Below are 21,579 nucleotides of genomic sequence, written 5' to 3' on the forward strand. Positions count from 1 at the left end.
GGGGGACACTCGCTCGGGGAAACGGGATCGGAGGTCCCGTTACAGCACTGCGGGCCGATTACCCTCGTTCGGGTGGCCGGAGGGCCTCGCACCACTCTTCTGAGTAGGCGGGAACGCCACTTCTCCGCATTCCGCACCCCCGGATCGTGGAGGCCGGCGCGGGCCGGGCGGCGATCCCCGGCGCTGCGCCCGGTTTCCGGGTGTGTGCGACGGGTCGGGCGCCACGATCGGGACGCCCGCCCGTCATCGGTCCGGAATCGCCGCTCCACCAGCGTAGGAACGCCCGCCGGGCCCCGGGTGCCGGCTCGGCTGCGCGGGTCCGGCGGAGGTGCCGCACTGGCCGGGAACGCCGGACGGTAGCGGCGTGTCCACCCGCTCGGGGCAGTGGAGCCGCTTTCGCCCGTCCGCTGACCGTGTTCCCGTCGACGGTGCGTGTGCATTCCTCGGAAACCGCGTGCCGAACGGACCAGTGGGAGCGGGACGGACGATTCCGGTCAGGCCGCGGCGTCCAGCTTCTCCACCGACTCCGCGTCGAGCACGATTCCGCCCGCGGCCGCGTTCTCCTCGACGTGCGCGAGCGACGAGGTGCCCGGGATCGGCAGCATCACCGACGAGCGCCGCAGCAGCCACGCCAGCGCCACCTGCGACGCCGTGGCGCCGATCCGCTCGGCGATCTCGGCGACCGGGCCGCCGGGCTCCGCGAGCCGCCCCGACGCGATCGGGAACCACGGCAGGAAGCCGACGCCGTGCTCGGTGCACCAGCGCAGGACGTCGTCGCTCGCGCGGTCGACGAGGTTGTAGCGGTTCTGCACCGTGACGACGTCGACGACCCGGCTCGCCCGCTCGATCTCCTCGACGCCGACCTCGGAGAGCCCGACGGCGGCCACCTTGCCCTCGGCCTGCAGCGCGGCGAGGACGCCGAACTGCTCGTCGGCCGGCACCTGCGGGTCGATCCGGTGCAGCTGGAACAGGTCGATGCGCTCGACGCCCAGGCGGCGCAGCGACATCTCGCACTGCTGGCGCAGGTACTCCGGGCGCCCGCACGGGTGCCACTCGCCGGGTCCGGTGCGCAGCAGGCCGGCCTTGGTGGCGACCGTCAGCCCCTCGTACGGGTGGAGTGCGCGCCTCAGCAGGTCCTCGGCGACCTCGGGTCCGTAGGAGTCGGCGGTGTCGAACAGGTCGGTGCCGAGCTCGGCGGCCCGGCGGAGCACCGCGACCGCGGTGTCGGGATCGGCGGGCGGGCCCCAGACGCCGGGGCCGGTGAGCTGCATGGTGCCGAAGCCGAGCCGGTTCACGGCGGGCCCGTCACCGATGCGGAAGGTGGAGGTCATCGCTCCACGTTCGCACCGTGCGCGACGGTCCCGCCGCCGATCGTGACCGGTGTCGCCGCGTCGGCGGCGTCACGCCGCGATTGCCCGGGTCCCGTGCGGGGGCTAGCGTTCCGCCGTGGCAAAGATCGCGTCGCCGAAGATCCAGTCCCTGCCGCACGCGGTGTCGGAGCTCGTGCACGACGGCGACGTCGTCGCACTGGAGGGGTTCACGCACCTCATCCCGTTCGCCGCCGGGCACGAGATCATCCGGCAGGGCCGCAAGGGCCTGACGCTCGTCCGGATGACGCCCGACCTCGTCTACGACCAGCTCATCGGCGCCGGCTGCGCGTCGAAGCTCGTGTTCTCCTGGGGCGGCAACCCCGGGGTCGGGTCGCTGCACCGCATGCGTGACGCCCTGAGCACCGGCTGGCCCGCCCCGCTGACGATCGAGGAGCACAGCCACGCCGGGATGGCCAACCGCTACGTCGCCGGGGCGTCCGGGCTGCCGTTCGCGGTGCTGCGCGGCTACGCCGGCACCGATCTCCCCGAGCACACCGACACGATCTCGACGGTCACCTGCCCGTTCACCGGTGAGGAGCTCGCGGCGGTGAAGGCCATCAACCCCGACGTCGCCGTCGTGCACGCCCAGCGCGCCGACCGCGACGGCAACGTCCAGCTCTGGGGAATCCTCGGCGTGCAGAAGGAGGCGGTGCTGTCGGCGACGCGCGCGCTGGCCACCGTCGAGGAGGTCGTCGACGAGCTGACGCCGGTACCGGGGGCGATCGTGCTGCCGGCCTGGGTCCTCGACGCCGTCGCGGTCGCGCCGCGCGGTGCCGCCCCGTCCTACGCCCACGGCTACTACGAGCGCGACAACGCCGCGTACAAGGCGTGGGACGCCACCAGCCGCGACCGCGAGGCGTTCACGACGTGGCTCAAGACCCTGCAGGAGGACGCGTCGTGACCACCGGGACCGGCACCCCCACCGACGGCGGCACCTGGACCGCCGACGAGATGATGAGCGTCGCCGCGTCGCGCTCGCTGCGCGACGGGCAGTCCTGCTTCGTCGGCATCGGGCTGCCGTCCACGGCGGCCAACCTGGCCCGGCGGCTGCACGCGCCCGCGCTGGTCCTCATCTACGAGTCCGGCACGATCGGCACCGAGCCCGACGAGCTGCCGCTCTCGATCGGCGACGGGATCCTCGTCGACTCGGCGCTGTCGGTCGTGTCCGTGCCCGAGATCTTCAACTACTGGCTCCAGCCCGGCCGGATCGACGTCGGCTTCCTCTCCGGCGCCCAGATCGACCGCTTCGGCAACATCAACACCACCGTCATCGGCGAGTACGACGAGCCGTCGGTGCGGCTGCCCGGGTCGGGCGGCGCGCCGGAGATCGCGGCGTCGTGCCGCGAGGTGATCGTGGTGATGCGCCAGCGGCTGCGGGCGTTCGTCTCCCAGGTCGACTTCGTGACGTCCGTCGGGCACGGCAGCGGCCCGGGCGACCGCGGCCGCCTGGGGCTGCGCGGCGCGGGCCCGGTGCGGGTCATCACCGACCTCGGCGTCCTCGAACCCGATCCCGACTCCGCCGAGCTCGTGCTCACCGCGCTGCACACCGGCGTCACCATCGAGCAGGTGCACGCGGAGACCGGCTGGGAGCTCGAGGTCTCGCCCGACCTGCGGATCACCGCGCCCCCCACCGAGCAGGAGCTCACGACGCTGCGCGGGCTGCGCACGGTGGGGTCGTCATGAGCGTGGCGCTGCACCACGTCGACGAGGGCCCCCGCGACGCTCCCGCGATCGTGCTGAGCGGCTCGCTGGGCTCCACGGTCGAGATGTGGAGCCCGCAGGTCGAGCCGCTGACCGAGCGGTTCCGCGTCATCCGCGTCGACCACCGCGGCCACGGCGGCTCGCCGGTGCCGGCCGGGCCCTACGCCGTCGCCGACATGGCGGGGGACGTGCTCGCGCTGCTCGACGCGCTCGGGCTCGACCGCGTGGCCTACTGCGGGCTGTCGATGGGCGGCTGCGTCGGCATGGTCCTGGCGTCGGAGTCGCCGGAGCGGATCAGCGCGCTGACGCTGTGCTGCACGTCGTCGTACTGGCCCGACCCGAGCGTGTGGGTCGACCGCATCGCCGCCGTCGAGTCGGGCGGCACCGCCCCGATCGCGGAGACGATCGTCTCGCGCTGGTTCACCCCGGCCTGGGCGGCCGAGCACCCCGACGTCGTCGCCGACGCGATCGGACAGGTCGCGATGACGCCCGACGACGGCTACGCGGCCTGCTGCGCGGCCCTGCGCGACTTCGACCACCGGCCGCGCCTGGCCGCCATCACCGCACCCACGCTGGTGATCGCCGGCTCCGCCGACCCCTCGACGCCGGTCGAGCCGCACGCCCGCACGATCGCCGAGGGCGTCCCCGGGGCCCGCCTGGAGGTCCTCGACGCCGCACACCTGGCGACGATCGAGCGTTCGGAGCAGGCCACTGCGCTGATCGTCGCCAACTCGGGGGCGTGAGCAACCCCTCCGTTTCGACAGGTGCCTCCGCGCCTACTCTGACCGGGACGGAGGTGCCGGGGTCGACGAGGAGCTCGGGATCGTAGCGAGCTCACCGGAGGCGAACGCACGTGCTGAACGACCGTGAGAGACAGGTCCTGGCCCGCATCGAGCACCACCTCGCGATCACCGATCCCGAGTTCACGCAGCTGTTCCGCGCGGCCTCCCCGCGCCGCACCGGGATCAACCCGACGCTGCTGCTGGTGCTGGGCATGGCGCTGATGGTGCTCGGGTCGGCCGCCGTGGCCGTGCCGGTGGCGCTGCTCGGCATGGGTGTGGCCGCGAGCGCGCTGGTCGTCGCCTACCGGCAGAACGGCACCGCGGGCTTCAGCGCCGCGTAGCCGCCCGCCGCCCCGCCCGCCGCCCCGCCCGCGCCACCGGCCCGGCGCGCTCAGCCGTGGGCGAGGTCGGCGAACCGGCTGTAGTGGAGCTGGTGGGCCACGACGATCGTGGTCGTGGGCCCGTTGCGGTGCTTGGCCAGGATCAGGTCGGCCTCACCGGCCCGCGGGTCGTCGCGCTCGAAGGCGTCGGGCCGGTGCAGCAGGATCACCATGTCGGCGTCCTGCTCGATGGAGCCCGACTCGCGCAGGTCCGACAGCATCGGCCGCTTGTCGGTGCGCTGCTCGGGACCGCGGTTGAGCTGGCTCATCGCCACCACCGGCACCTCGAGCTCCTTGGCCAGCAGCTTGATCTGCCGGGAGAACTCCGAGACCTCCTGCTGCCGCGACTCGACCTTGCGGCCCGACGTCATCAGCTGCAGGTAGTCGAGGATGATCAGCTTCAGGTCGTGGCGCTGCTTGAGCCGCCGCGCCTTCGCCCGGATCTCCATGAGCGTCAGGTTCGGCGAGTCGTCGATGAACAGCGGGGCCTCGCTGATCTCGCTCATCCGCCGGGCCATGCGCGTCCAGTCCTCGTCGCTCATCCGGCCGGCGCGCATGTCGGCCAGCTTGATCTGCGCCTCGGCCGAGAGCAGGCGCATGACGATCTCGGACTTGCTCATCTCCAGGGAGAACACGGCGCTGGTCATGCCGTGCTTGATGGAGCACGAGCGCGCGAAGTCGAGCCCCAGCGTGCTCTTGCCCAGGCCGGGGCGCGCGGCCACGACGATCATCTGGCCGGGGTGCATGCCGTTGGTGACCTGGTCGAGGTCGGTGAAGCCGGTGGGCACGCCGACCGACGCGCCGCCCCGCGAGCCGATGGCGTCGATCTCGTCCATCGTCGGCTGGAGCAGCTCCTCCAGCGCGACGTAGTCCTCGCTCGTGGAGCGGTCGCTGACGTCGTAGAGGGTGGCCTGGGCCCGGTCGACGACGTCGGCGACGTCGGCACCGTCGGCGCCGTGGTAGCCCAGCTGGACGATCCGCGTGCCCGCGGAGACCAGGCGGCGCAGGATCGCCTTCTCGGCGACGATCTCGGCGTAGTAGGCGGCGTTGGCCGCGGTGGGGACCGTGGCGATGAGCGTGTGCAGGTAGGGCGCGCCGCCGAGGCGGATGAGGTCGCCCTTGCGCTGGAGCTCGGCCGAGACCGTGACGGCGTCGGCGGGCTCGCCGCGGCCGTACAGGTCGAGGATGCAGTCGTAGACCGTCTGGTGCGCGGGCTTGTAGAAGTCGTCGGGCCGCAGCACCTCGACGACGTCGGCGATGGCGTCCTTGCTCAGCAGCATCCCGCCCAGCACCGACTGCTCCGCGGTGAGGTCCTGCGGGGGCTGGCGGTCGAACGGGGAGCCCGCGGCGCCCTCGTCGGCGGCGCGCAGCGGGCGGTCGCCACCGGGACGGCGCCCACCGCCGCCGGGGGGGCGGTCGTCGGTCAGCGCCATGCGCGCACCGCCCGACGCGCGTCCTGCGCCGTGTGCCGCCGTGCCCCGAGTCGCCGTGCCTGCCCGATCCGGTCCATACGCAGCGTCACCCCCACTCCTACTATATCGAACGAGCGTTCGAGACGCACGGGCGACGTCCCGTCGACCCCGCGGTGAACGGTCGACGTCGCCGGGTGCCCGTCCCGGACCTGCGCGCGACGTTAGGCGCTCCGGCGCGCCGCGCCTAACCGGCCTGTGCACACGTCTGGGGAGAGGTTGGGGACGGATCGGTGGATGCCCTGGACAGCGGGGGGAGCCCGGTGTGGACAAAGTGGGGACAACTCGCCGTCGAGCGGCGTATTCGCAGCTCAGGGCCTGTTCGCCGCCTGTGGACAACATTGTGGGCGTGTCGCGTCCGGAGGCCGTCCCGGCGTGTCGCGGCGATCCCCACCCGGCGCATCCGGCTGCTCACTCGCCGACACGGGAGCAACCGCCCGGCGCGTCGCGCGACCTCGACGCGACCGCTTCCCGCACACCCGGGAACGACGACGGGGCGGGACCGGGGCGCTGTGCCCCGATCCCGCCCCGGTGACGGTGCGTGATGCTCGCCGGCGGACCGGCGGATGTGCCGCGACTACTGCGCGACGACGGCCACCTGCAGCTCGGCGGTGACCTCCGGGTGCAGCCGGACCGTGACCGCGTGCGAACCCGTGGTCTTGATCTGCGGCACCTCGACGGCGCGCTTGTCGAGGGCGGGACCGCCCGCGGCGCGCACGGCGTCGACGATGTCGGACGTCGTGACCGAGCCGAACAGCCGGCCCGAGTCGCCGGCGGCCTTGGCCGTGACGGAGACGGAGAGGGCGCCGAGCTGGCCGGCGACCTCCTTGGCGTGCCCGAGGTCGCGGATCTGCCGCGCCTGCTGGGACCGCTTGATGGACGCCACCTGCTTCTCCGCGCCGCGGGTGGCCGTGATGGCCAGCGAGCGGGGGAGCAGGTAGTTGCGGCCGTAGCCGTCCTTGACCTCGACGATGTCGCCGGGCGCGCCCAGGTTCGGCACGTCGGCGGTGAGGATGAGCTTCATCTGGTCATGCCTCGCTTATCGGGCGGTCGAGGTGTAGGGCAGCAGGGCGACCTCGCGGGAGTTCTTGACCGCGACCGCGACGTCACGCTGGTGCTGGCGGCAGTTGCCGGTGACGCGACGGGCCCGGATCTTGCCGCGGTCGGAGATGAACTTCCGCAGCAGGCCGGTGTCCTTGTAGTCGATGTCCTGGGCCTTGTCCTTGCAGAACGCGCACACCTTCTTCTTCGGCTTGCGCAGGACGGGCTTGGCCATGGTGGTGCTCCTGGTGCTCGGTCACCGCGCGCAGGGCGCGCGGGAGGGGGTGGATCTAGAAGGGGGGCTCGTCGTCGGCGGCGGGACCGCTGCCGGCGGGCGGGGCCGAACCCCAGGGGTCGTCGTTGCCGCCGCGGGAACCGCCGCCGCCGCCGTAACCACCGCCGGAGCCGCCGGAGCCGCCGGAGCCGCTCCCGCTGCCGCCGAAGCCCCCGCCGCCGCCGTCGCTGCCGCGACTGACCTTGTTGACCTTGGCGGTGGCGTACTTGAGCGAGGGGCCGACCTCGTCGACCTCGAGTTCGACGACGGTGCGCTTCTCGCCCTCACGGGTCTCGAAGGAGCGCTGGCGCAGCCGGCCCGACACCATCACGCGCATACCGCGGGTGAGCGTCTCGGCGACGTTCTCCGCCGCCTGGCGCCACACGTTGCAGCGCATGAACAGCGCGTCGCCGTCCTTCCACTCGCCGGACTGGCGGTCGAAGGTGCGCGGCGTGGCCGCGACGGTGAAGTTGGCGACCGCGGCACCGGACGGGGTGAACCGCAGCTCCGGGTCGGCGGTGAGGTTGCCGACCACGGTGATGACAGTCTCGCCGGCCATCGCTACCGCCTCAGCTCGCCGCGGCGGCGGGCGCCGGGGCGGCCCGCTTCTTCGGCTCGCGGCGCAGCACCTTGGTGCGCAGGACGGACTCGTTGAGCCCGAGCTGGCGGTCGAGCTCGGACACGGTGGCCGGCTCGCAGATGATCTCGATGACGGCGTAGATGCCCTCGGCGTGCTTGAGGATCTCGAAGGACAGGCGGCGCTTGCCCCAGACCTCGATCTTCTCGACGGTGCCCCCGTCGTTCTTCACGACGCTGAGGAACTGCTCCAGCGACGGAGTGACGGTGCGCTCGTCCAGGCTGGGGTCCAGGATGACCATGAGCTCATAGTGACGCATGAGAACCACTCACCTCCTACGGTCTGACGGTCGCGGGATGTCCGCGACAGGAGGTTCTCACCGCACCCCGACAGTCCCGTGCCCCGCGACGTGATCAGGGGGAGCGACGACGGTGTCCAGGAGGACACCGGTCGAGGTGCTGCAACGAGGCTACCAGCGTGAACGCACGCGCCCGGCACCGCCCGCCGGGGACCGTCGGTGCCGGACACTATCCTCGGCCCATGCTCATCGGGGCCCACGTGCGCGAGGACGACCCGGTCGCCGCGGCGGCCGAGCGGGGCGCCGACATCGTCCAGGTGTTCCTGGCCGATCCGCAGGGCTGGAAGAAGCCGCCGCCGCACCCGCAGGCCGACGAGCTGCGCGCGAGCGACGTCGCGGTCGTCGTGCACTCGCCCTACGTCGTCAACCTCGCCTCGCTCAACAACCGCATCCGCATCCCCTCCCGCAAGCTCGTCGTGCAGCACGCGGAGGCCGCGGCGCAGGTGGGGGCGATCGGGCTCGTCGTGCACGGCGGGCACGTCACGCAGGGCGAGGCTCCCGACATCGACTACGCGGCGAAGGGCGTCGACAACTGGCGCAAGTTCTTCGAGCGCCAGGCCGACGAGGGCGGCTTCGCGGTGCCGATCCTCATCGAGAACACCGCGGGCGGCGACAACGCGATGGCCCGCCGCTTCGACGCGCTGGCCCGGCTCTGGGACGCGATCGGCGAGTACGGCGCGGGCTTCTGCCTCGACACCTGCCACGCCCACGCGGGCGGCGAGGAGCTCGTCGGCGTGGTCGACCGCGCTCGTGCGGTCACCGGCCGGATCGACCTGGTGCACCTCAACAACTCCCGCGACGGTTTCGACTCCGCGCGCGACCGGCACGCCAACATCGACTCCGGCACGATCGAGCCCGAGGTGCTGGCCGCGGTCTGCGCCGCCGCCGACGCGCCGGTGGTGGTCGAGACCCCGGCCGAGGGCCAGCCCGCCGACATCGCGTTCCTGCGCGAGCGGCTGGCGCGGTGACGCGCTCGGCACTCGACGCGCCGCGGGTGCCCGAGCGGGTCGGCGGCGGACGCACCGGGGTCCCCGCGCGCCTCGTCCTGGCGGTCCTGGTGCTGCTCACCGGCGCCACGATGCTGCTGGGCTACGCCAACAAGGCCCGCTGCACCGGACCGGAGTACGACGTCGCGGGCCGGTCGGTGCCCGACTACGAGATCCGCGTCGACCGCGACGTCTGCTACTCCGACATCCAGTACCTGTGGCTGGGCCGCGACGTCGACCAGCACGTCTTCCCCTACGTCTCCGGCTCCATCACGCCCGACGGGAAGCTCGTCGGCGGCGTCGTCGAGTACCCGGTGCTCACCGGCCTGCTGATCTGGGCCGGCGCGTACTTCGTGCAGACCGACGGCGGCTTCCTGCTGGCCTCGGCGCTGCTGATGGCGCCGTTCGGGCTGCTCACGGGCTGGATGCTCGGTCGGTTGGCGCGCTGGCGGGCGCTGCTGTGGGCCGTCGGGCCGCCGCTGGTGCTCTACGCGTTCCACAACTGGGACCTGCCCGTCGTCGCCTGCGCGGTGGGGGCGGTCTACGTCGTGCACGGGCGCGGGACCGACCGCCCGCTCGTCGATCGCGCCACCGTCGCCGCCGTCCTGCTCGGCCTGGGGTTCGCGCTCAAGCTCTACCCGGGTGCGTTCGTGCTGCCCCTGGCGCTGTACGTCCTGGCGCACAACCGGCCCGGGGCGCTCGACTGGCTCGGCGCGGTGCGGGTCGCGCTCGCCGCGGCCGGCACCGTCGTGCTGGTCAACCTGCCGTTCGCGCTGGCCGGCTACGAGGGCTGGCGGGCGTCGTTCACGTTCCAGCAGCTGCGCAAGGTCGACCTGACGACCAACTCGATCTGGTACTGGGGGTTCCGGCCGGAGTCGAACCCGGAGAACGTCGAGTTCCAGGACGCGATCGACGTGCTGTCCCCGGCGCTGGTGCTGGTGTCGTTCGCGGTGGCCGCGGCCGTGGGCTGGTGGCGGTTCCGGCGCGACGGCCGCTACCCGTGGATCGGCGTGAGCGCCGCGATGCTGTGCGGGTTCATGCTCCTGCACAAGGTCCACTCGCCGCAGTACACGCTGTGGCTGCTGCCGTTCCTGGTGCTGCTCGCCGTGCCGTGGAGCTGGATCGCGGCGTACCTGGTGGCCGACGCGGTGATGGGCATCGGGATCTTCCGCTGGTTCTACGCCTTCAAGGCCGGCACCGGCGGCATCTACGACGGGCTGGCGGCGCAGGCCGTCGCCGTCGGCGTGTGGGGCCGGGCGGTGCTGCTCGTCGTGCTGTTCGTGATGTTCCTGCGGCTGCCCGAGCCGTTCGCGGGGGCCCCGCAGATCCCGTCCGACGCCGACGGCGTCACTTCCAGGCGAACACCGGCTGTTCCAGGTGGGCCACCCGCGTAGGCCGTCCGTGCAGCACGACCTCGCGGAACTGGTGCAGCACCGCGCCGGTGGGGGCGTGCACGAACCGGTCGAACAGCGGCAGCTGGATCACCGGCGCGTCCGACTCGGGGATCGTCAGGAACCGCGGCTCCACGTCGATCAGGGCGAGCGGCACGCGGTGCACCGCGCCGACCTCGTCCGGGTTGGGAGTCAGCTCGCCGACGGCGCCCGCCCACAGCACGACGGGGGTGATGACGTAGCCGGAGCGGGTGGCGTAGTCGTCGAGGACGCCGAGCTCGGTCGACTCGTCGAGGCCCAGGCCCAGCTCCTCGAACAGCTCGCGCCGCGCGGTCTCGCCGGCGTCCTCGCCCGGGTCGGTGCGCCCGCCGGGCAGCGCCCACTGGCCGGAGTGGCGGCGCAGCGTCGGCGCGCGGCGGGTGAGCAGGAAGGCGGGGCCGTCATCCTCCTCGACGAGGGTGATGGCCACGGCCGAGCGCTTGAGGTCGCGCCGCTCGATCGGCCGCGGCGTGAACGCCTCCAGCGCGGCCACGACGTCCTCGCGCGCGGTCACGCGGGCACCGCCGCACGGGTAGCGGGTGCGGGCGCGGGCGCGGGCCAGTCGGGGTCGTCGACGCCCACCATCCGCACCGGGTCGGTGGCGGGCACCAGCACCGAGCGGACGACGAGCACGCACAGCCCGACGACGGCGGCGTCGCGCAGCAGCACCGCGCCGAGGAACCAGTCCGGCGGCAGGCCCATGTTCGCGGGCGTCAGGTAGTAGTACATCCGCGGCACCCAGACGAGCGCGTCGACGAGCATCCAGACCAGCAGGACCCGGGCGCGGGGCAGCGCCAGCACGGCCAGCGGCACCAGCCACAGCGAGTACTGCGGGCTCCACACCTTGTTGACCAGCAGGAACGAGGCGACGACGAGGAACGCCAGCGACGCGAGCCGCGGCGTCCGTGGCGCGAACCACGCCAGCGCCGCGATCGCCGCGCAGCACAGGACGAACAGCACGAGCGAGACGGCGTTGAGCACGGACGGAGCCTGCCCCGCGGCGAGCTCCCCGTCGAACCCGGGCCAGCCGCTGAAGTGGCTCACGGCGAAGTAGAGGGAGTCGGGATCAGCCGGGCGGGTCTGGTTGAGGCGGAAGAACTCCCACCACCCCGTCGGCCAGGCCAGCGCCACGGGCAGGTTGACCGCCACCACCGCGACGACGGCGGCAACGGCCGTCCGCAGGGCGGGGCCGAGGCCGCCGACGTGCCGGCGGCGCAGCCCGACCAGCACCACCGGCCCGAGCAGCAGCAGCGGGTAGAACTTGAAGCCGCCGCCGATGCCCAGCAGCACCCCGGCGAGCAGCGGGCGGCCGCGGGCGAGCGCGAGCATCGCGGCGGTGGCCGCGCCGACGGCGAGCGTGTCGAAGTTGGTGAACGCGTGCACCGCCACCAGCGGTGACAGCGCCACCAGCACGGCGTCCCACGGGCGGGAGGGGCGCAGCGCGTGCACGGCCCACACCGCGACCAGCCAGGCCAGCGCGAGCCCGGCCGCGGACACGTCGAAGTAGACGACGACCGGCAGCGCCGTCGGCAGCCAGCCCACCGCGTCGGCCAGGCTCCGCCAGCCGTCGGCCACGCGCGCGGCCGCCCACTGGTGGAGGCCGGTGAGCACCGGGTACTCCATGTACCGCACGACCTGGTCGGGCTCGCCCGCGTTCTCGAACCACGGGTCGCGGTAGGGCAGCGCGGCCGGGTCGTCGAGGTTCTGGATGGCCCACAGCGGGACCGTGTCGGAGTAGCACATCGCCACGTACTGGCGGTTCTCCCGCCAGTCGAGCGCGAGCGCGCCGTCGTCGGTGCGGTACTGCTGCAGGCACGGCGCCTTGCCCAGCCAGCCCAACGCGAGAACGGCCACCGCCACCAGCAGCACCACCCGCAGCGGCGTCCAGAACGCGGAGCGCCCGATCAGCGCGTGGCGCCCCAGCGGCCCCCCGATCACCCGGCTGGCCGCGGTGGCCAGCGGCTCGGTCCACGTGGGCACGACCCGCACGGGGGGACGGTCGGGCCGGGACGCGAGGTCGGGATCGCTCACTCGCCCGAGTCGCTGCTGCTGTCGTTGTCCCCGCCGTTGCCGTTGCCGTTGCCGTTGTCGCCGTTCCCGTTGTCGTCGTCCCCGCCGTTGCCGTTGCCGTTGTCGCCGTTCCCGCCGTCGTTGTCCCCGGAACCGGATCCCGAGTCCGACCCGGAACCGGGGTCGGAGCCGTCGTCCCCGTCCCCGTCCCCGTCCCCGTCGCCGCTGTCGGAGCTCTCGTCCCCGGAGCTCTCGTCCCCGGAGTCGTTGCTCGCGGTCGGCTCGGCCGCGGGCGGGGCGCCCAGGGCCACGAACGGCGGGAACGCCTCGTTCGGGACGCCGCGCAGCGCGCCGTTCATGTAGCTCTGCCAGATCGAGCCGGGGATCATCCGGCCGTAGATCGGCGAGCCGCCCGCGGTCTGGATCGGCTTGCTGGTGTCGGTGCCCACCCACACGGCGGTGGCCAGGGACGGCGTGTAGCCGACCATCCACGCGTCCTTGTTCTGGCGGTCGATCGTCGGGTGCTGCTGGGTGCCGGTCTTGCCGGCGACGACGCGGCCGCCGGACAGGCCGATCCGCGAGGTGCTGGCGACGTCGAGCATCGACTCGGTGACGTTGCGCGCGATCTGCGGGTCGATCCGCTGCTCGCCGGCGCTCTCGGCGCGCTCGTAGAGCACGCGGCCGTCGGCCGCCGTGACGCGCGAGACCAGGAACGGCTCGTGGTAGACCCCGCCCGCGGCGAGCGTGGCGTAGGCCGAGGCCATGTCGATCGGGTGGACGTCCTGGTCGCCGAGCGACACGCCGCCGCGGGCCTCGGTGACCTCGGTCTCCGGGATGCCCAGCGCGTGCGCGGTGTCGATGACGCGCTGCGGGCCGGCGTCTAGGCCGAGCCGGTAGAAGATCGTGTTGATCGACCGGGTCATGGCCGTCTGGATCGTGCAGCGGGCGCAGTCGAAGCCCTCGGAGTTGTCGACGACCGTGCCGGCGAGCGTCTGCCCGGACGAGCCGTCGTAGGTGCTGCCCAGGCCGATCGACGGGTCGGCGGCCATCGCCGCGGCCAGCACGAACGGCTTGAACGACGAGCCCGGAGGGCGCAGGCCCTGCCCCGCGTAGTCGGTGCCCTGGCCGTCGCTGCCGCCGTAGTAGGCCTGGACGGCGCCGGTGCGCGGGTCGATCGAGACGAGCGCGGTGCGCAGGTCGGGGTCCTGCCCCTCGAGCTGGTCCTTGACGGCCTCGACGGCCTCGACCTGCCGGGCCGGATCGACGGTGGTGGTGACCGTCAGGCCCTCGGTGTTGAACTCGCCCTCGGTGACGATGCCGCGGGCGATCACCTCGTCGCGCGCACGCGCGTAGATGTGGCCGCGGTCGTCGGCCGGGATGCCCTCGACCGCGGGGGCCTCGGGGAGCCAGTTCGTCGGGAACACGTCGGTGGCGCGCTCCTGCGGGGTGATGAACTGCGCGTCGACCATCTGGTCCATGACGTAGGTCCAGCGCCGCTGCGAGCCCTCGAGGTCCTCCGCCGGGTCCCAGCGCGAGGGCGCCTGGATCATGCCGGCGAGCATCGCGCCCTCGGAGACCGTCAGGTCTCCCACGTCCTTGCCGAAGAACGACTGGCTGGCCGCCTGGATGCCGTAGGAACTGCGGCCCATGTAGATGACGTTCAGGTAGTTCTCGAGGATCTCGTCCTTGGTCTGCTCACGGGTGATCTTGACCGCGAGCACGACCTCCTTGTACTTGCGGACCAGCGAGAAGTCGTCCTCCCCGGTGATCACCTTGACGTACTGCTGCGTGATCGTCGAACCGCCGCCGACGCCGCCGGTGAGCTGGTTGTAGACCGCGCGCAGGATGCCGGTGATGTCGAAGCCGGGGTCGCTGTAGAACGACCGGTTCTCCGCTGCCAGCACGGCGTCGCGGACCGGCTCGGGGATCTCGTCGAGCAGCACGACGCGACGGTTGACGCCCTCGGGGCGCACGGTGGCCAGCGGCGATCCGTCGGCGAAGGTGAACTGCGAGACCTGGTCGACGGCGAGTTCGTCGGGCGACGGCACCGGGAAGATCATCCAGCCGACGACGAACGCGAGGACCGGGCCCAGGATCATCAGGCCGAGCAGGACGTAGATCGCGCGGCGCACGCGCGCCCAGACGCCGCGGCGGCGCGGGGCGGGGTTCCGGCGCTCGGGACGCCCGGTCTCCGGTCGCTCCGCCAGCGCGACGGCGTGGTTGCGGGCGACCGCGGCCGAGGCGGTCTCCTCGTGGGTGAGCAGCGGCATGTCGCCCGAGCGGTACGGGCCGCGCTCCTCGGGGGTCGGGGCCCCCGGGGGCCGGGGCTGGATGCGCTGCGGGGGCACCCGGCCGGGCGGCTGCGGTGCCGGGCCGCCCTGGCGGGGACCGGGGCCCTGCGGCGGGCCGAAGCCGGGCGGTCGCTGCTGCTGCGGGCCGGGTCCGCGGTACTGCGGGGGCGGCGGGGGGAAGGGCGGACCCGGCCGGCGACCGGGTGGCAGGTCCGTGCCGCCGGGGCGGGGGCCCCCGCCGGGACGGTGGTCGCGCTGGTCGGTCACCAGTGGCTCCTGTGGATCGGGGGTGTCCGGTGCCCGCGTCGCGAGTGTGGGGAGCTCACTCGGCCGCGGTCCGGCGTCGCTTGGTCGGGGTCCCGGTGCCCAGTGCGTAGGACAGGACCAGGTGGTTCCAGCTGCACGTCCGGCAGACCTCGACGACGTAGACGGAGAAGTCGTCGTAGCGCTCGGCCAGCTCGTCGAGCTCGGCCGGCTTGCGCGCGGATCCCGACGCGTGCTTCAGGGAGTCGCCGAAGATCCACGACACCAGCGTGAGGTTCTCCTTGCGGCAGACCGGGCACGTCTGGTCGGTCTGCTCGCCGTGGAACCGGGCGGCCCGCAGCAGGTAGGGGCTCGCGTCGCAGACCGACGCCGTCGCGACGCGTCCGGCGTGGACGTCGGCGAGCAGCGCCCGGCGCTGCAACGCGTAGTCGACCACCTGTCGCTGGGTGCGCACCCGGTCAGGGTACGCGGGGTGTCCGACGGGGCGGGGAGAACGCCCGGTCACCGCGCGGTGCGCGGTCCGGTGGTCGTCCGCTCGAGGGTGACGGAGGTCTCGACACGTCGCGCAGATGTATCGGAGCGATATGGTGGGGCGGTACATCGCTGCGGGCGCCGCCCGCGGTGCCGCGTGTCGGGAGGGGGTCCGGGTTGCTGGAGCTGGCGATCCTCGGTCTGCTCCACGAGGCCCCCGTGCACGGCTACGAGCTGCGCAAGCAGCTCGGCGTCCGGCTGGGCGGGTTCCGGCTGTTCTCCTACGGCTCGCTCTACCCGGCGCTGCGCCGGCTCACCCGCGCCGGGCTGATCGTCGAGGACACCGCGCCCGAGCCGGAGACCGGCACGTGGTCGCGGCGGAGCAGGCGCGTCTACCGCATCACCGCGGAGGGCAAGGAGCGCTTCGCGGAGATGCTGTCCGAGTCCGGCCCCCAGTCGTGGGACGACGAGAGCTTCGGCGTCCACCTGGCCTTCTTCTCCCGCACCCCGGCCGAGGCCCGGATGCGGATCCTCGAGGGCCGCCGCCGCGCCGTCGAGGAGCGCCGGGAGGGCCTGCGCTCCGCGCTGTCGCGGGCCAGCGCCGAGATCGACCGCTACACCCGCGAGCTGCACCAGCTCGGGCTCGACTCGTCCGAGCGCGAGGTGCGCTGGCTCAACGAGCTGATCGAGAGCGAGCGGGCCGAGCTCCGCGACGCCCCCGGCGCGCACGACCGGACCGATGACCAGTGAGTGTTCGACCCAGTGATCGACCCAGTGTGTTCGACCCAGTGTGTTCGACCCAGTGAGAAGGAGCCGACCATGAGTCAGGTTCGAGTCGCCATCGTCGGCGTCGGCAACTGCGCCGCGTCCCTCGTGCAGGGCGTCCAGTACTACGCCGACGCCGACCCGACGCAGCGCGTCCCCGGTCTGATGCACGTCGACTTCGGCGGGTACCACGTCCGCGACATCGAGTTCGTCGCCGCGTTCGACGTCGACGCCAAGAAGGTCGGCCGCGACCTCTCCGAGGCCATCGCCGCCAGCGAGAACAACACGATCAAGATCGCCGACGTGCCGCCCCTGGACGTCCCGGTGCAGCGCGGCCACACCCTCGACGGGCTGGGCCGGTTCTACCGCGAGACGATCACCGAGTCCGACGAGTCGCCGGTCGACGTCGCGCAGGTGCTGCGCGACGTCCGCGCCGACGTGCTGGTGTCCTACCTCCCCGTGGGCAGCGAGGCGGCCGACCGCTTCTACGCGCAGGCCGCGATCGACGCGGGCGTCGGCTTCGTCAACGCGCTGCCGGTGTTCATCGCCTCCGACCCGGTGTGGGCCGAGAAGTTCCGCGCCGCAGGCGTCCCGATCGTCGGCGACGACATCAAGAGCCAGGTCGGCGCCACCATCACCCACCGCGTGCTGGCGAAGCTGTTCGAGGACCGCGGCGTGCAGCTCGACCGCACGATGCAGCTCAACGTGGGCGGGAACATGGACTTCCTGAACATGAAGGAGCTCGAGCGGCTGGAGAGCAAGAAGGTCTCCAAGACGCAGTCGGTCACCAGCCAGGTCGACCGCGATCTCGGCAGGGACAACGTGCACATCGGCCCGTCGGACTACGTGGCGTGGCTCGACGACCGCAAGTGGGCCTACGTCCGGCTCGAGGGCCGCGCGTTCGGCGACGTGCCGCTGAGCCTGGAGTACAAGCTCGAGGTCTGGGACTCGCCCAACTCCGCCGGCATCATCATCGACGCCGTGCGCGCCGCGAAGCTCGCGATGGACCGCGGCATCGGCGGCCCGATCCTGTCGGCGAGCAGCTACTTCATGAAGTCCCCGCCCGAGCAGTACGGCGACGACGTGGCGCGCGATGCGGTCGAGGCGTTCATCCGGGGCGACCGGGACGACTGACACCGACACGGTCACCACGAGACCCCGACTCGCGGGTTTCCCCCCGCGAGTCGGGGTCTCGCTGCGTCCGTGTCGGGGTGGCGGTCCCCGGTCCGGTGAAGCCCGTCACCGCCGCTCGTCGCCCGCCGTCCGCCCCGTCTAGCCTGTGCTCGCCGCCGACGCGGGCGGCACGACCGGTACCCGCCCAGCGGGACCGGAACGGGTGCGAGGAGATGGGCATGGCTGCCGGCCGTCCTGCGCGGCTCGCCGTCGGAGTGGTCTCCGCCGGGCGGGTGGGCGCGGTCCTGGGGGCGGCGCTGGCCGCGGCGGGCCACCACGTCGTCGCCACGTCCGGGGTGTCGCGCGAGTCGGTGAAGCGGGCCGACGCCCTGCTGCCGGGTGTGCCGCTGGCCGCGCCCGACCAGGTCGTCACGGGTGCCGACCTCGCGCTGCTCGCCGTCCCCGACGACGTGCTGCCCGGCCTCGTCCGAGGGCTCGCCGCCGCCGGCTGCTTCCGCCCCGGCCAGATCGTCGTCCACACCTCCGGGGCGCACGGCGTGGGCGTGCTCGCGCCCGCCGCCGCGGAGGGCGTCCTGCCGCTCGCGCTGCACCCCGTGCTGACGTTCACCGGCCGCGCCGAGGACGTCGTCCGCCTGGGCGGGGCGTGCGTCGGCGTCACCGCGACCGAGGGCGACGAGGCCGGCTGGAGCGTCGGCGAGGCGCTCGTCGTCGAGATGGGGGCGGAGCCGGTCCGGGTGCCCGAGGGGGTCCGCCCGCTCTACCACGCCGCGCTCGCCCACGGCGCGAACCACCTGGTCACGCTCGTGCGCGACTGCGCCGACCTGCTCGACCGCGCCGGCGTCCGCCCGGCCGAGCGCCTCATCGCGCCCCTGCTGTCGGCGGCCCTGGACAACGCGCTGCGCCACGGCGACCGCGCGCTCACCGGGCCGGTCGCGCGCGGCGACGCCGGCACCGTCGCGGTCCACCTGCGCGAGCTCGACGCCGTCGACCCCGACCTCGCCCGCACCTACCGCGCCCTCGCCACCCGCACCGCGCACCGCGCGCAGGCGGCCGGGCTGCTCCCCGACCACGCCGCGCAGGAGGTCCTGCGCACCCTCACGGAGGACGAGTGACGACCAGGAAGCCGCGGGCTTTCACCCCCGGGCAGCTCACCGTGCACGCCGACCCGGCCGCGCTGCGCGCCGTCACCCGCACGCTGCGGGTGGCCGGGCGCCGCATCGCGTTCGTGGCGACGATGGGCGCCCTGCACGAGGGGCACCGCGAGCTCATCCGACACGCGCGGCTGGCGAAGGGCGCGTCGGTCACCGTCGTGTCGATCTTCGTGAACCCGCTGCAGTTCGCCCCGGGCGAGGACCTGCAGCGCTACCCGCGACCGCTCGAGGCCGACCTGGAGATGTGCCGCGAGGAGGGCGTCGAGCTCGTCCTCACCCCGGGCGTCGAGGACATGTACCCCGAGGGTGCCGACACGACGGTCGTGCCCGGGCCGCTGGGCTCGGTGCTGGAGGGCGCGGTCCGCCCCGGGCACTTCGCGGGCGTACTGACTGTCGTGGCGAAGCTGTTCCACCTCGTCGGGCCCGACGTCGCCTACTTCGGGGAGAAGGACTACCAGCAGCTCGTGCTGGTGAGGAAGATGGCGCGCGACCTCGACTTCCCGCTCGACGTCGTCGGCGTCCCGACCGTCCGCGAGCCCGACGGCCTGGCCCTCTCCAGCCGCAACGCCTACCTCTCCGAGGCCGACCGCCCGCGCGCCGCCGCGCTGCAGCGGGCGCTGCGGGCCGGGGCGTCGGTGTCGGCGCGCGGCCCGCAGGCCGTGCTCGACGCGGCCCGAGAGGTCCTCGACGCCGAGCCCGCGCTCGACGTCGACTACCTCGAACTGCGCGACCCCGACCTGCGCCCGGACGTCCAGCAGGGCAAGGCCCGCCTGCTCGTCGCGGCCCGGCTCGGCACCACCCGCCTGATCGACAACACCACCATCCAGCTGTAGGAGGGCGACGATGCTCCGCACGATGATGACGTCCAAGATCCATCGCGCGACGGTGACGCAGGCCGACCTGCACTACGTCGGCTCGGTGACCGTCGACCGCGACCTGATGGACGCCGCCGGCCTGCTGGAGGGCGAGCAGGTGGCGATCGTCGACATCACCAACGGCGCCCGCCTGGAGACCTACGTGATCCCGGGCGCGCGCGGGAGCGGCGTCATCGGCATCAACGGCGCCGCCGCGCACCTCGTGCACCCCGGCGACCTCGTCATCCTCATCGCCTACGGCCAGCTCGACGAGGCCGAGGTGGCCGCGTACGCACCGCGGGTCGTGTTCGTCGACGGGGACAACCGCGTCGTGGAGCTGGGGTCGGACCCCGCGCACGCGCCGGAGGGGTCCGGGCTGCTGTCCGGGGCGGCGTAGGACGTGCTGCTCTGCGTCGACGTCGGCAACACCCAGATCGCGCTCGGCCTCTACCCCGACTCCGATCCCGACGAGGTGCGCCCGTCGCTGGTCCGTGACTGGCGGATGCGCACCGACCCGCGGATGACCGGCGACGAGCTGGAGGTCGCGTTCGGTGCGCTGCTCGGCCGCCGCTCCGCCGACGTCACCGGCATCGCGGCGCTCTCGACCGTCCCGAGCCTGCTCCGCGAGCTGCGGATGCTGATCGCCCGCCGCGGCGACCCGGCCGTCGTCGTCGGGCCGGGGGTGCGCACCGGGGTGCCGCTGATGGTCGACAACCCGCGCGAGGTCGGGGCCGACCGCGTGATGAACACGCTCGCGGCGCACCGCATGTTCGGCACGGCGTGCGTGGTCGTCGACTTCGGGACGTCGACGAACATCGACGTCGTCTCGGCGAAGGGTGAGTTCCTGGGCGGCGCGCTCGCGCCCGGCATCGAGATCTCGATGGACGCACTGGCCAGCCGCGCGGCCGCGCTCCGCACCGTCGAGTTCGTGGCGCCCCGCTCGGTGATCGGCAAGAACACCGTGGAGTGCCTGCAGTCCGGCGTGCTCTACGGCTTCGCCGGCCAGGTCGACGGGCTGGTGCGCCGCATCCTGGCCGAGCTCGGCCCGAAGGCGGGCCCGGTGACGGTGCTCGGCACCGGCGGGCTCGCGCCGCTGATGACCGGGGTCTCCGACACGATCACCGTGTACGTGCCCGACCTGACGCTGGTCGGGCTGCGCCTGACCTACCTGCGCAACGCCCGCAGCACCGTGGTCACCAGCGGCAGCACGAACTCCCCCGACGCGGTCTCCGGGTGGCCCGCGAGGTAGGCCCGGAGGCGGCGCTCGAACGCGCCGCGCTCGCCGGGGTCCGCGGCGAGCAGCCAGGAGAAGGTGCCGAGCCGGGCGATCGTGGAGTCGACGTCGGTGGGATGCGGGTTCGGGAAGCGCCGCCGCTCGACCGCGCCGAACGCCTCGTGCGACGGCGGGGTCCAACCGTGGTCGTGCCCACCCTCCCGCGCGGAGAGGGCGTCGGCGTCGAGGAACTCGTTCATCAGCCGGTTGTCGGGATCCTCGTCGTTGCGGACGACGGCCAGCACCCCACCCGGGCGCAGCACCCGCACGATCTCCGGAAGCGCCCGCGGCAGGTCGAACCAGTGCCACGCCTGGCCGCAGACCACCGCGTCCACCGAGGCACCGGGCAGCGGGATCCCCTCGGCCGTGCCGGCCGCCGCCCGGGCGCGTGGGACGCGGGCGCGCAGCTCGACGAGCATCGCCGGGTCCGGGTCGACGGCGGTGACCTCGGCGTGGCGGAGCACCGCCTCGGTGAGCTTGCCGGTGCCGGCGCCCAGGTCGAGGACGTGCAGCCCGGCCCGGTCGGCGACGGGCTCCAGCGCCCAGGCGGCGGCGGCCGCCGGGTAGCCCGGCCGGTGCTCGGCGTAGGCGGTGGCGACGGTGCCGAAGAGGCGGGCCCGGGGGGTCACGGACCCGACGGTAGCGGCGGCCGGGGCGGGCGTCACCGGCGTTGCAGGAAGACCACCCTGCTGTCGGGAACCGTCCACGAGGTGGCCTTGCTGCACTGTGGCGCGGGCGCGGGCGCGGGCGCGGTGGCGGGCCCCGAGTCTCCCGCGCGCAGAACATGCTCCCGCGCGCTCCCGGGGGCGCGCAGGACCTCGGAACGCGCGCGGCATCCGGGAACGCGCGCAGGACGAGCGCCGCGCTGCCCGGCCGCCCAGTGCCGCCCGGCCACTCGGTGCCGCCCGGCCACTCGGTGCTGCCCATCCGCCCTGCGCTGCCCCGATCGCCCGGCGCTGCCCCCACCGCCGCTGCCGCCCCCCACCGCCCAGCGCCAC

23 protein-coding genes are annotated in these 21,579 nt (G+C 73.5%); 12 read left to right on the forward strand and 11 right to left on the reverse strand.

Annotated features, from left to right (window positions below):
- Nucleotides 1-494: 494 nt before the first annotated feature.
- Nucleotides 495-1,331 carry an aldo/keto reductase gene (locus I4I82_RS16415; protein ID WP_218592443.1) on the reverse strand — a complete coding sequence of 279 codons (837 nt, stop codon included), beginning with the start codon at nt 1,329-1,331 and terminating at the stop codon, nt 495-497.
- A gap of 115 nt (nt 1,332-1,446) precedes the next feature.
- On the opposite strand from I4I82_RS16415, the gene I4I82_RS16420 reads away from it, so the two are divergent.
- The 4 genes from I4I82_RS16420 to I4I82_RS16435 all read left to right on the forward strand — a co-directional run bounded on the left by I4I82_RS16420 (nt 1,447) and on the right by I4I82_RS16435 (nt 4,194).
- Nucleotides 1,447-2,271 carry a CoA transferase subunit A gene (locus tag I4I82_RS16420; protein ID WP_372451502.1) on the forward strand — a complete coding sequence of 275 codons (825 nt, stop codon included), beginning with the start codon at nt 1,447-1,449 and terminating at the stop codon, nt 2,269-2,271.
- Between the two features lie 50 nt (nt 2,272-2,321).
- The gene (locus I4I82_RS16425; protein ID WP_218592449.1) at nt 2,322-3,053 is read left to right on the forward strand and encodes a CoA-transferase subunit beta; all 732 of its coding nucleotides are present in this window, start codon (nt 2,322-2,324) and stop codon (nt 3,051-3,053) included.
- Nucleotides 3,050-3,814 carry a 3-oxoadipate enol-lactonase gene (gene pcaD / locus I4I82_RS16430; RefSeq protein WP_218592442.1) on the forward strand — a complete coding sequence of 255 codons (765 nt, stop codon included), beginning with the start codon at nt 3,050-3,052 and terminating at the stop codon, nt 3,812-3,814. The genes I4I82_RS16425 and pcaD overlap by 4 nt, the downstream gene beginning before the upstream one ends.
- 110 nt (nt 3,815-3,924) lie before the next feature.
- The gene (locus tag I4I82_RS16435; RefSeq protein WP_218595842.1) at nt 3,925-4,194 is read left to right on the forward strand and encodes a DUF3040 domain-containing protein; all 270 of its coding nucleotides are present in this window, start codon (nt 3,925-3,927) and stop codon (nt 4,192-4,194) included.
- Nucleotides 4,195-4,244: 50 nt separating this feature from the next.
- On the opposite strand, the gene dnaB is transcribed toward I4I82_RS16435, so the two are convergent.
- The 5 genes from dnaB to rpsF all read right to left on the reverse strand — a co-directional run bounded on the left by dnaB (nt 4,245) and on the right by rpsF (nt 7,913).
- A complete protein-coding gene (dnaB, locus tag I4I82_RS16440; RefSeq protein ID WP_218595843.1) occupies nt 4,245-5,666 on the reverse strand; it encodes a replicative DNA helicase in 1,422 nt (473 codons plus the stop codon).
- A gap of 613 nt (nt 5,667-6,279) precedes the next feature.
- Nucleotides 6,280-6,726: a 50S ribosomal protein L9 gene (gene rplI / locus I4I82_RS16445; RefSeq protein ID WP_218592441.1), complete on the reverse strand. Its 447-nt coding sequence runs from the start codon at nt 6,724-6,726 to the stop codon at nt 6,280-6,282.
- Nucleotides 6,727-6,741: 15 nt separating this feature from the next.
- Nucleotides 6,742-6,978, reverse strand: coding sequence for a 30S ribosomal protein S18 (gene rpsR, locus I4I82_RS16450; RefSeq protein ID WP_094923024.1), 237 nt, complete (start codon nt 6,976-6,978; stop codon nt 6,742-6,744).
- Between the two features lie 55 nt (nt 6,979-7,033).
- Entirely contained in the window at nt 7,034-7,576 is a 543-nt protein-coding gene (locus tag I4I82_RS16455; protein ID WP_218595844.1) for a single-stranded DNA-binding protein, read from the reverse strand.
- A gap of 10 nt (nt 7,577-7,586) precedes the next feature.
- On the reverse strand, nt 7,587-7,913 hold the full coding sequence (gene rpsF, locus I4I82_RS16460; protein ID WP_218594033.1) for a 30S ribosomal protein S6: 327 nt from the start codon (nt 7,911-7,913) through the stop codon (nt 7,587-7,589).
- Between the two features lie 221 nt (nt 7,914-8,134).
- On the opposite strand from rpsF, the gene I4I82_RS16465 reads away from it, so the two are divergent.
- Nucleotides 8,135-8,920, forward strand: coding sequence for a deoxyribonuclease IV (locus I4I82_RS16465; RefSeq protein ID WP_218594034.1), 786 nt, complete (start codon nt 8,135-8,137; stop codon nt 8,918-8,920).
- On the forward strand, nt 8,917-10,332 hold the full coding sequence (locus I4I82_RS16470) for a glycosyltransferase family 87 protein (RefSeq protein ID WP_372451510.1): 1,416 nt from the start codon (nt 8,917-8,919) through the stop codon (nt 10,330-10,332). The genes I4I82_RS16465 and I4I82_RS16470 overlap by 4 nt, the downstream gene beginning before the upstream one ends.
- Here the strand turns inward: I4I82_RS16470 and I4I82_RS16475 are convergent.
- From I4I82_RS16475 to I4I82_RS16490, 4 genes are read right to left on the reverse strand one after another with little or no spacing between them, the layout of a single operon-like run.
- A complete protein-coding gene (locus tag I4I82_RS16475; protein ID WP_218594035.1) occupies nt 10,286-10,882 on the reverse strand; it encodes an NUDIX hydrolase in 597 nt (198 codons plus the stop codon). The genes I4I82_RS16470 and I4I82_RS16475 overlap by 47 nt on opposite strands.
- Nucleotides 10,879-12,357, reverse strand: coding sequence for a glycosyltransferase family 87 protein (locus tag I4I82_RS16480; protein ID WP_226370091.1), 1,479 nt, complete (start codon nt 12,355-12,357; stop codon nt 10,879-10,881). Before I4I82_RS16480 ends, I4I82_RS16475 begins: the two co-directional genes overlap by 4 nt.
- Before the next feature lie 38 nt (nt 12,358-12,395).
- Nucleotides 12,396-14,936, reverse strand: coding sequence for a transglycosylase domain-containing protein (locus tag I4I82_RS16485; protein ID WP_218595845.1), 2,541 nt, complete (start codon nt 14,934-14,936; stop codon nt 12,396-12,398).
- Nucleotides 14,937-14,991: 55 nt separating this feature from the next.
- On the reverse strand, nt 14,992-15,387 hold the full coding sequence (locus tag I4I82_RS16490; RefSeq protein WP_218593828.1) for a DUF5318 domain-containing protein: 396 nt from the start codon (nt 15,385-15,387) through the stop codon (nt 14,992-14,994).
- 194 nt (nt 15,388-15,581) lie between these two features.
- On the opposite strand from I4I82_RS16490, the gene I4I82_RS16495 reads away from it, so the two are divergent.
- The 6 genes from I4I82_RS16495 to I4I82_RS16520 all read left to right on the forward strand — a co-directional run bounded on the left by I4I82_RS16495 (nt 15,582) and on the right by I4I82_RS16520 (nt 20,557).
- The gene (locus tag I4I82_RS16495) at nt 15,582-16,154 is read left to right on the forward strand and encodes a PadR family transcriptional regulator (protein ID WP_218593829.1); all 573 of its coding nucleotides are present in this window, start codon (nt 15,582-15,584) and stop codon (nt 16,152-16,154) included.
- A gap of 69 nt (nt 16,155-16,223) precedes the next feature.
- Nucleotides 16,224-17,303: an inositol-3-phosphate synthase gene (locus I4I82_RS16500; protein ID WP_218593830.1), complete on the forward strand. Its 1,080-nt coding sequence runs from the start codon at nt 16,224-16,226 to the stop codon at nt 17,301-17,303.
- 212 nt (nt 17,304-17,515) lie between these two features.
- Entirely contained in the window at nt 17,516-18,415 is a 900-nt protein-coding gene (locus tag I4I82_RS16505) for a Rossmann-like and DUF2520 domain-containing protein (protein WP_218593831.1), read from the forward strand.
- Nucleotides 18,412-19,287, forward strand: coding sequence for a pantoate--beta-alanine ligase (gene panC / locus I4I82_RS16510; protein WP_218593832.1), 876 nt, complete (start codon nt 18,412-18,414; stop codon nt 19,285-19,287). The genes I4I82_RS16505 and panC overlap by 4 nt, the downstream gene beginning before the upstream one ends.
- A 10-nt stretch (nt 19,288-19,297) precedes the next feature.
- A complete protein-coding gene (gene panD / locus I4I82_RS16515; protein WP_172156797.1) occupies nt 19,298-19,705 on the forward strand; it encodes an aspartate 1-decarboxylase in 408 nt (135 codons plus the stop codon).
- Nucleotides 19,706-19,708: 3 nt separating this feature from the next.
- Nucleotides 19,709-20,557: a type III pantothenate kinase gene (locus tag I4I82_RS16520; RefSeq protein ID WP_218593833.1), complete on the forward strand. Its 849-nt coding sequence runs from the start codon at nt 19,709-19,711 to the stop codon at nt 20,555-20,557.
- Here I4I82_RS16520 and I4I82_RS16525 read toward each other — a convergent pair.
- Complete coding sequence (locus tag I4I82_RS16525; RefSeq protein WP_226370092.1) at nt 20,473-21,210, reverse strand: class I SAM-dependent methyltransferase; 738 nt, start codon at nt 21,208-21,210, stop codon at nt 20,473-20,475. The genes I4I82_RS16520 and I4I82_RS16525 overlap by 85 nt on opposite strands.
- Nucleotides 21,211-21,579 lie beyond the last annotated feature (369 nt).

The organism is Pseudonocardia oceani, from assembly GCF_019263585.2.
Classification (GTDB): Bacteria; Actinomycetota; Actinomycetes; order Mycobacteriales; family Pseudonocardiaceae; genus Pseudonocardia; species Pseudonocardia oceani.

Excerpts from the sequence above, each read along its gene's own strand:
- I4I82_RS16455 (WP_218595844.1), bottom strand. The coding sequence starts at position 7,576 with ATGGCCGGCGAGACTGTCATCACCGTGGTCGGCAACCTCACCGCCGAC.
- rpsR (WP_094923024.1), bottom strand. The coding sequence starts at position 6,978 with ATGGCCAAGCCCGTCCTGCGCAAGCCGAAGAAGAAGGTGTGCGCGTTC.
- I4I82_RS16500 (WP_218593830.1), top strand. The coding sequence starts at position 16,224 with ATGAGTCAGGTTCGAGTCGCCATCGTCGGCGTCGGCAACTGCGCCGCG.
- panD (WP_172156797.1), top strand. The coding sequence starts at position 19,298 with ATGCTCCGCACGATGATGACGTCCAAGATCCATCGCGCGACGGTGACG.
- I4I82_RS16425 (WP_218592449.1), top strand. The coding sequence starts at position 2,322 with ATGATGAGCGTCGCCGCGTCGCGCTCGCTGCGCGACGGGCAGTCCTGC.
- dnaB (WP_218595843.1), bottom strand. The coding sequence starts at position 5,666 with ATGGCGCTGACCGACGACCGCCCCCCCGGCGGCGGTGGGCGCCGTCCC.
- rplI (WP_218592441.1), bottom strand. The coding sequence starts at position 6,726 with ATGAAGCTCATCCTCACCGCCGACGTGCCGAACCTGGGCGCGCCCGGC.
- I4I82_RS16415 (WP_218592443.1), bottom strand. The coding sequence starts at position 1,331 with ATGACCTCCACCTTCCGCATCGGTGACGGGCCCGCCGTGAACCGGCTC.
- rpsF (WP_218594033.1), bottom strand. The coding sequence starts at position 7,913 with ATGCGTCACTATGAGCTCATGGTCATCCTGGACCCCAGCCTGGACGAG.
- I4I82_RS16465 (WP_218594034.1), top strand. The coding sequence starts at position 8,135 with ATGCTCATCGGGGCCCACGTGCGCGAGGACGACCCGGTCGCCGCGGCG.
- I4I82_RS16505 (WP_218593831.1), top strand. The coding sequence starts at position 17,516 with ATGGGCATGGCTGCCGGCCGTCCTGCGCGGCTCGCCGTCGGAGTGGTC.
- pcaD (WP_218592442.1), top strand. The coding sequence starts at position 3,050 with ATGAGCGTGGCGCTGCACCACGTCGACGAGGGCCCCCGCGACGCTCCC.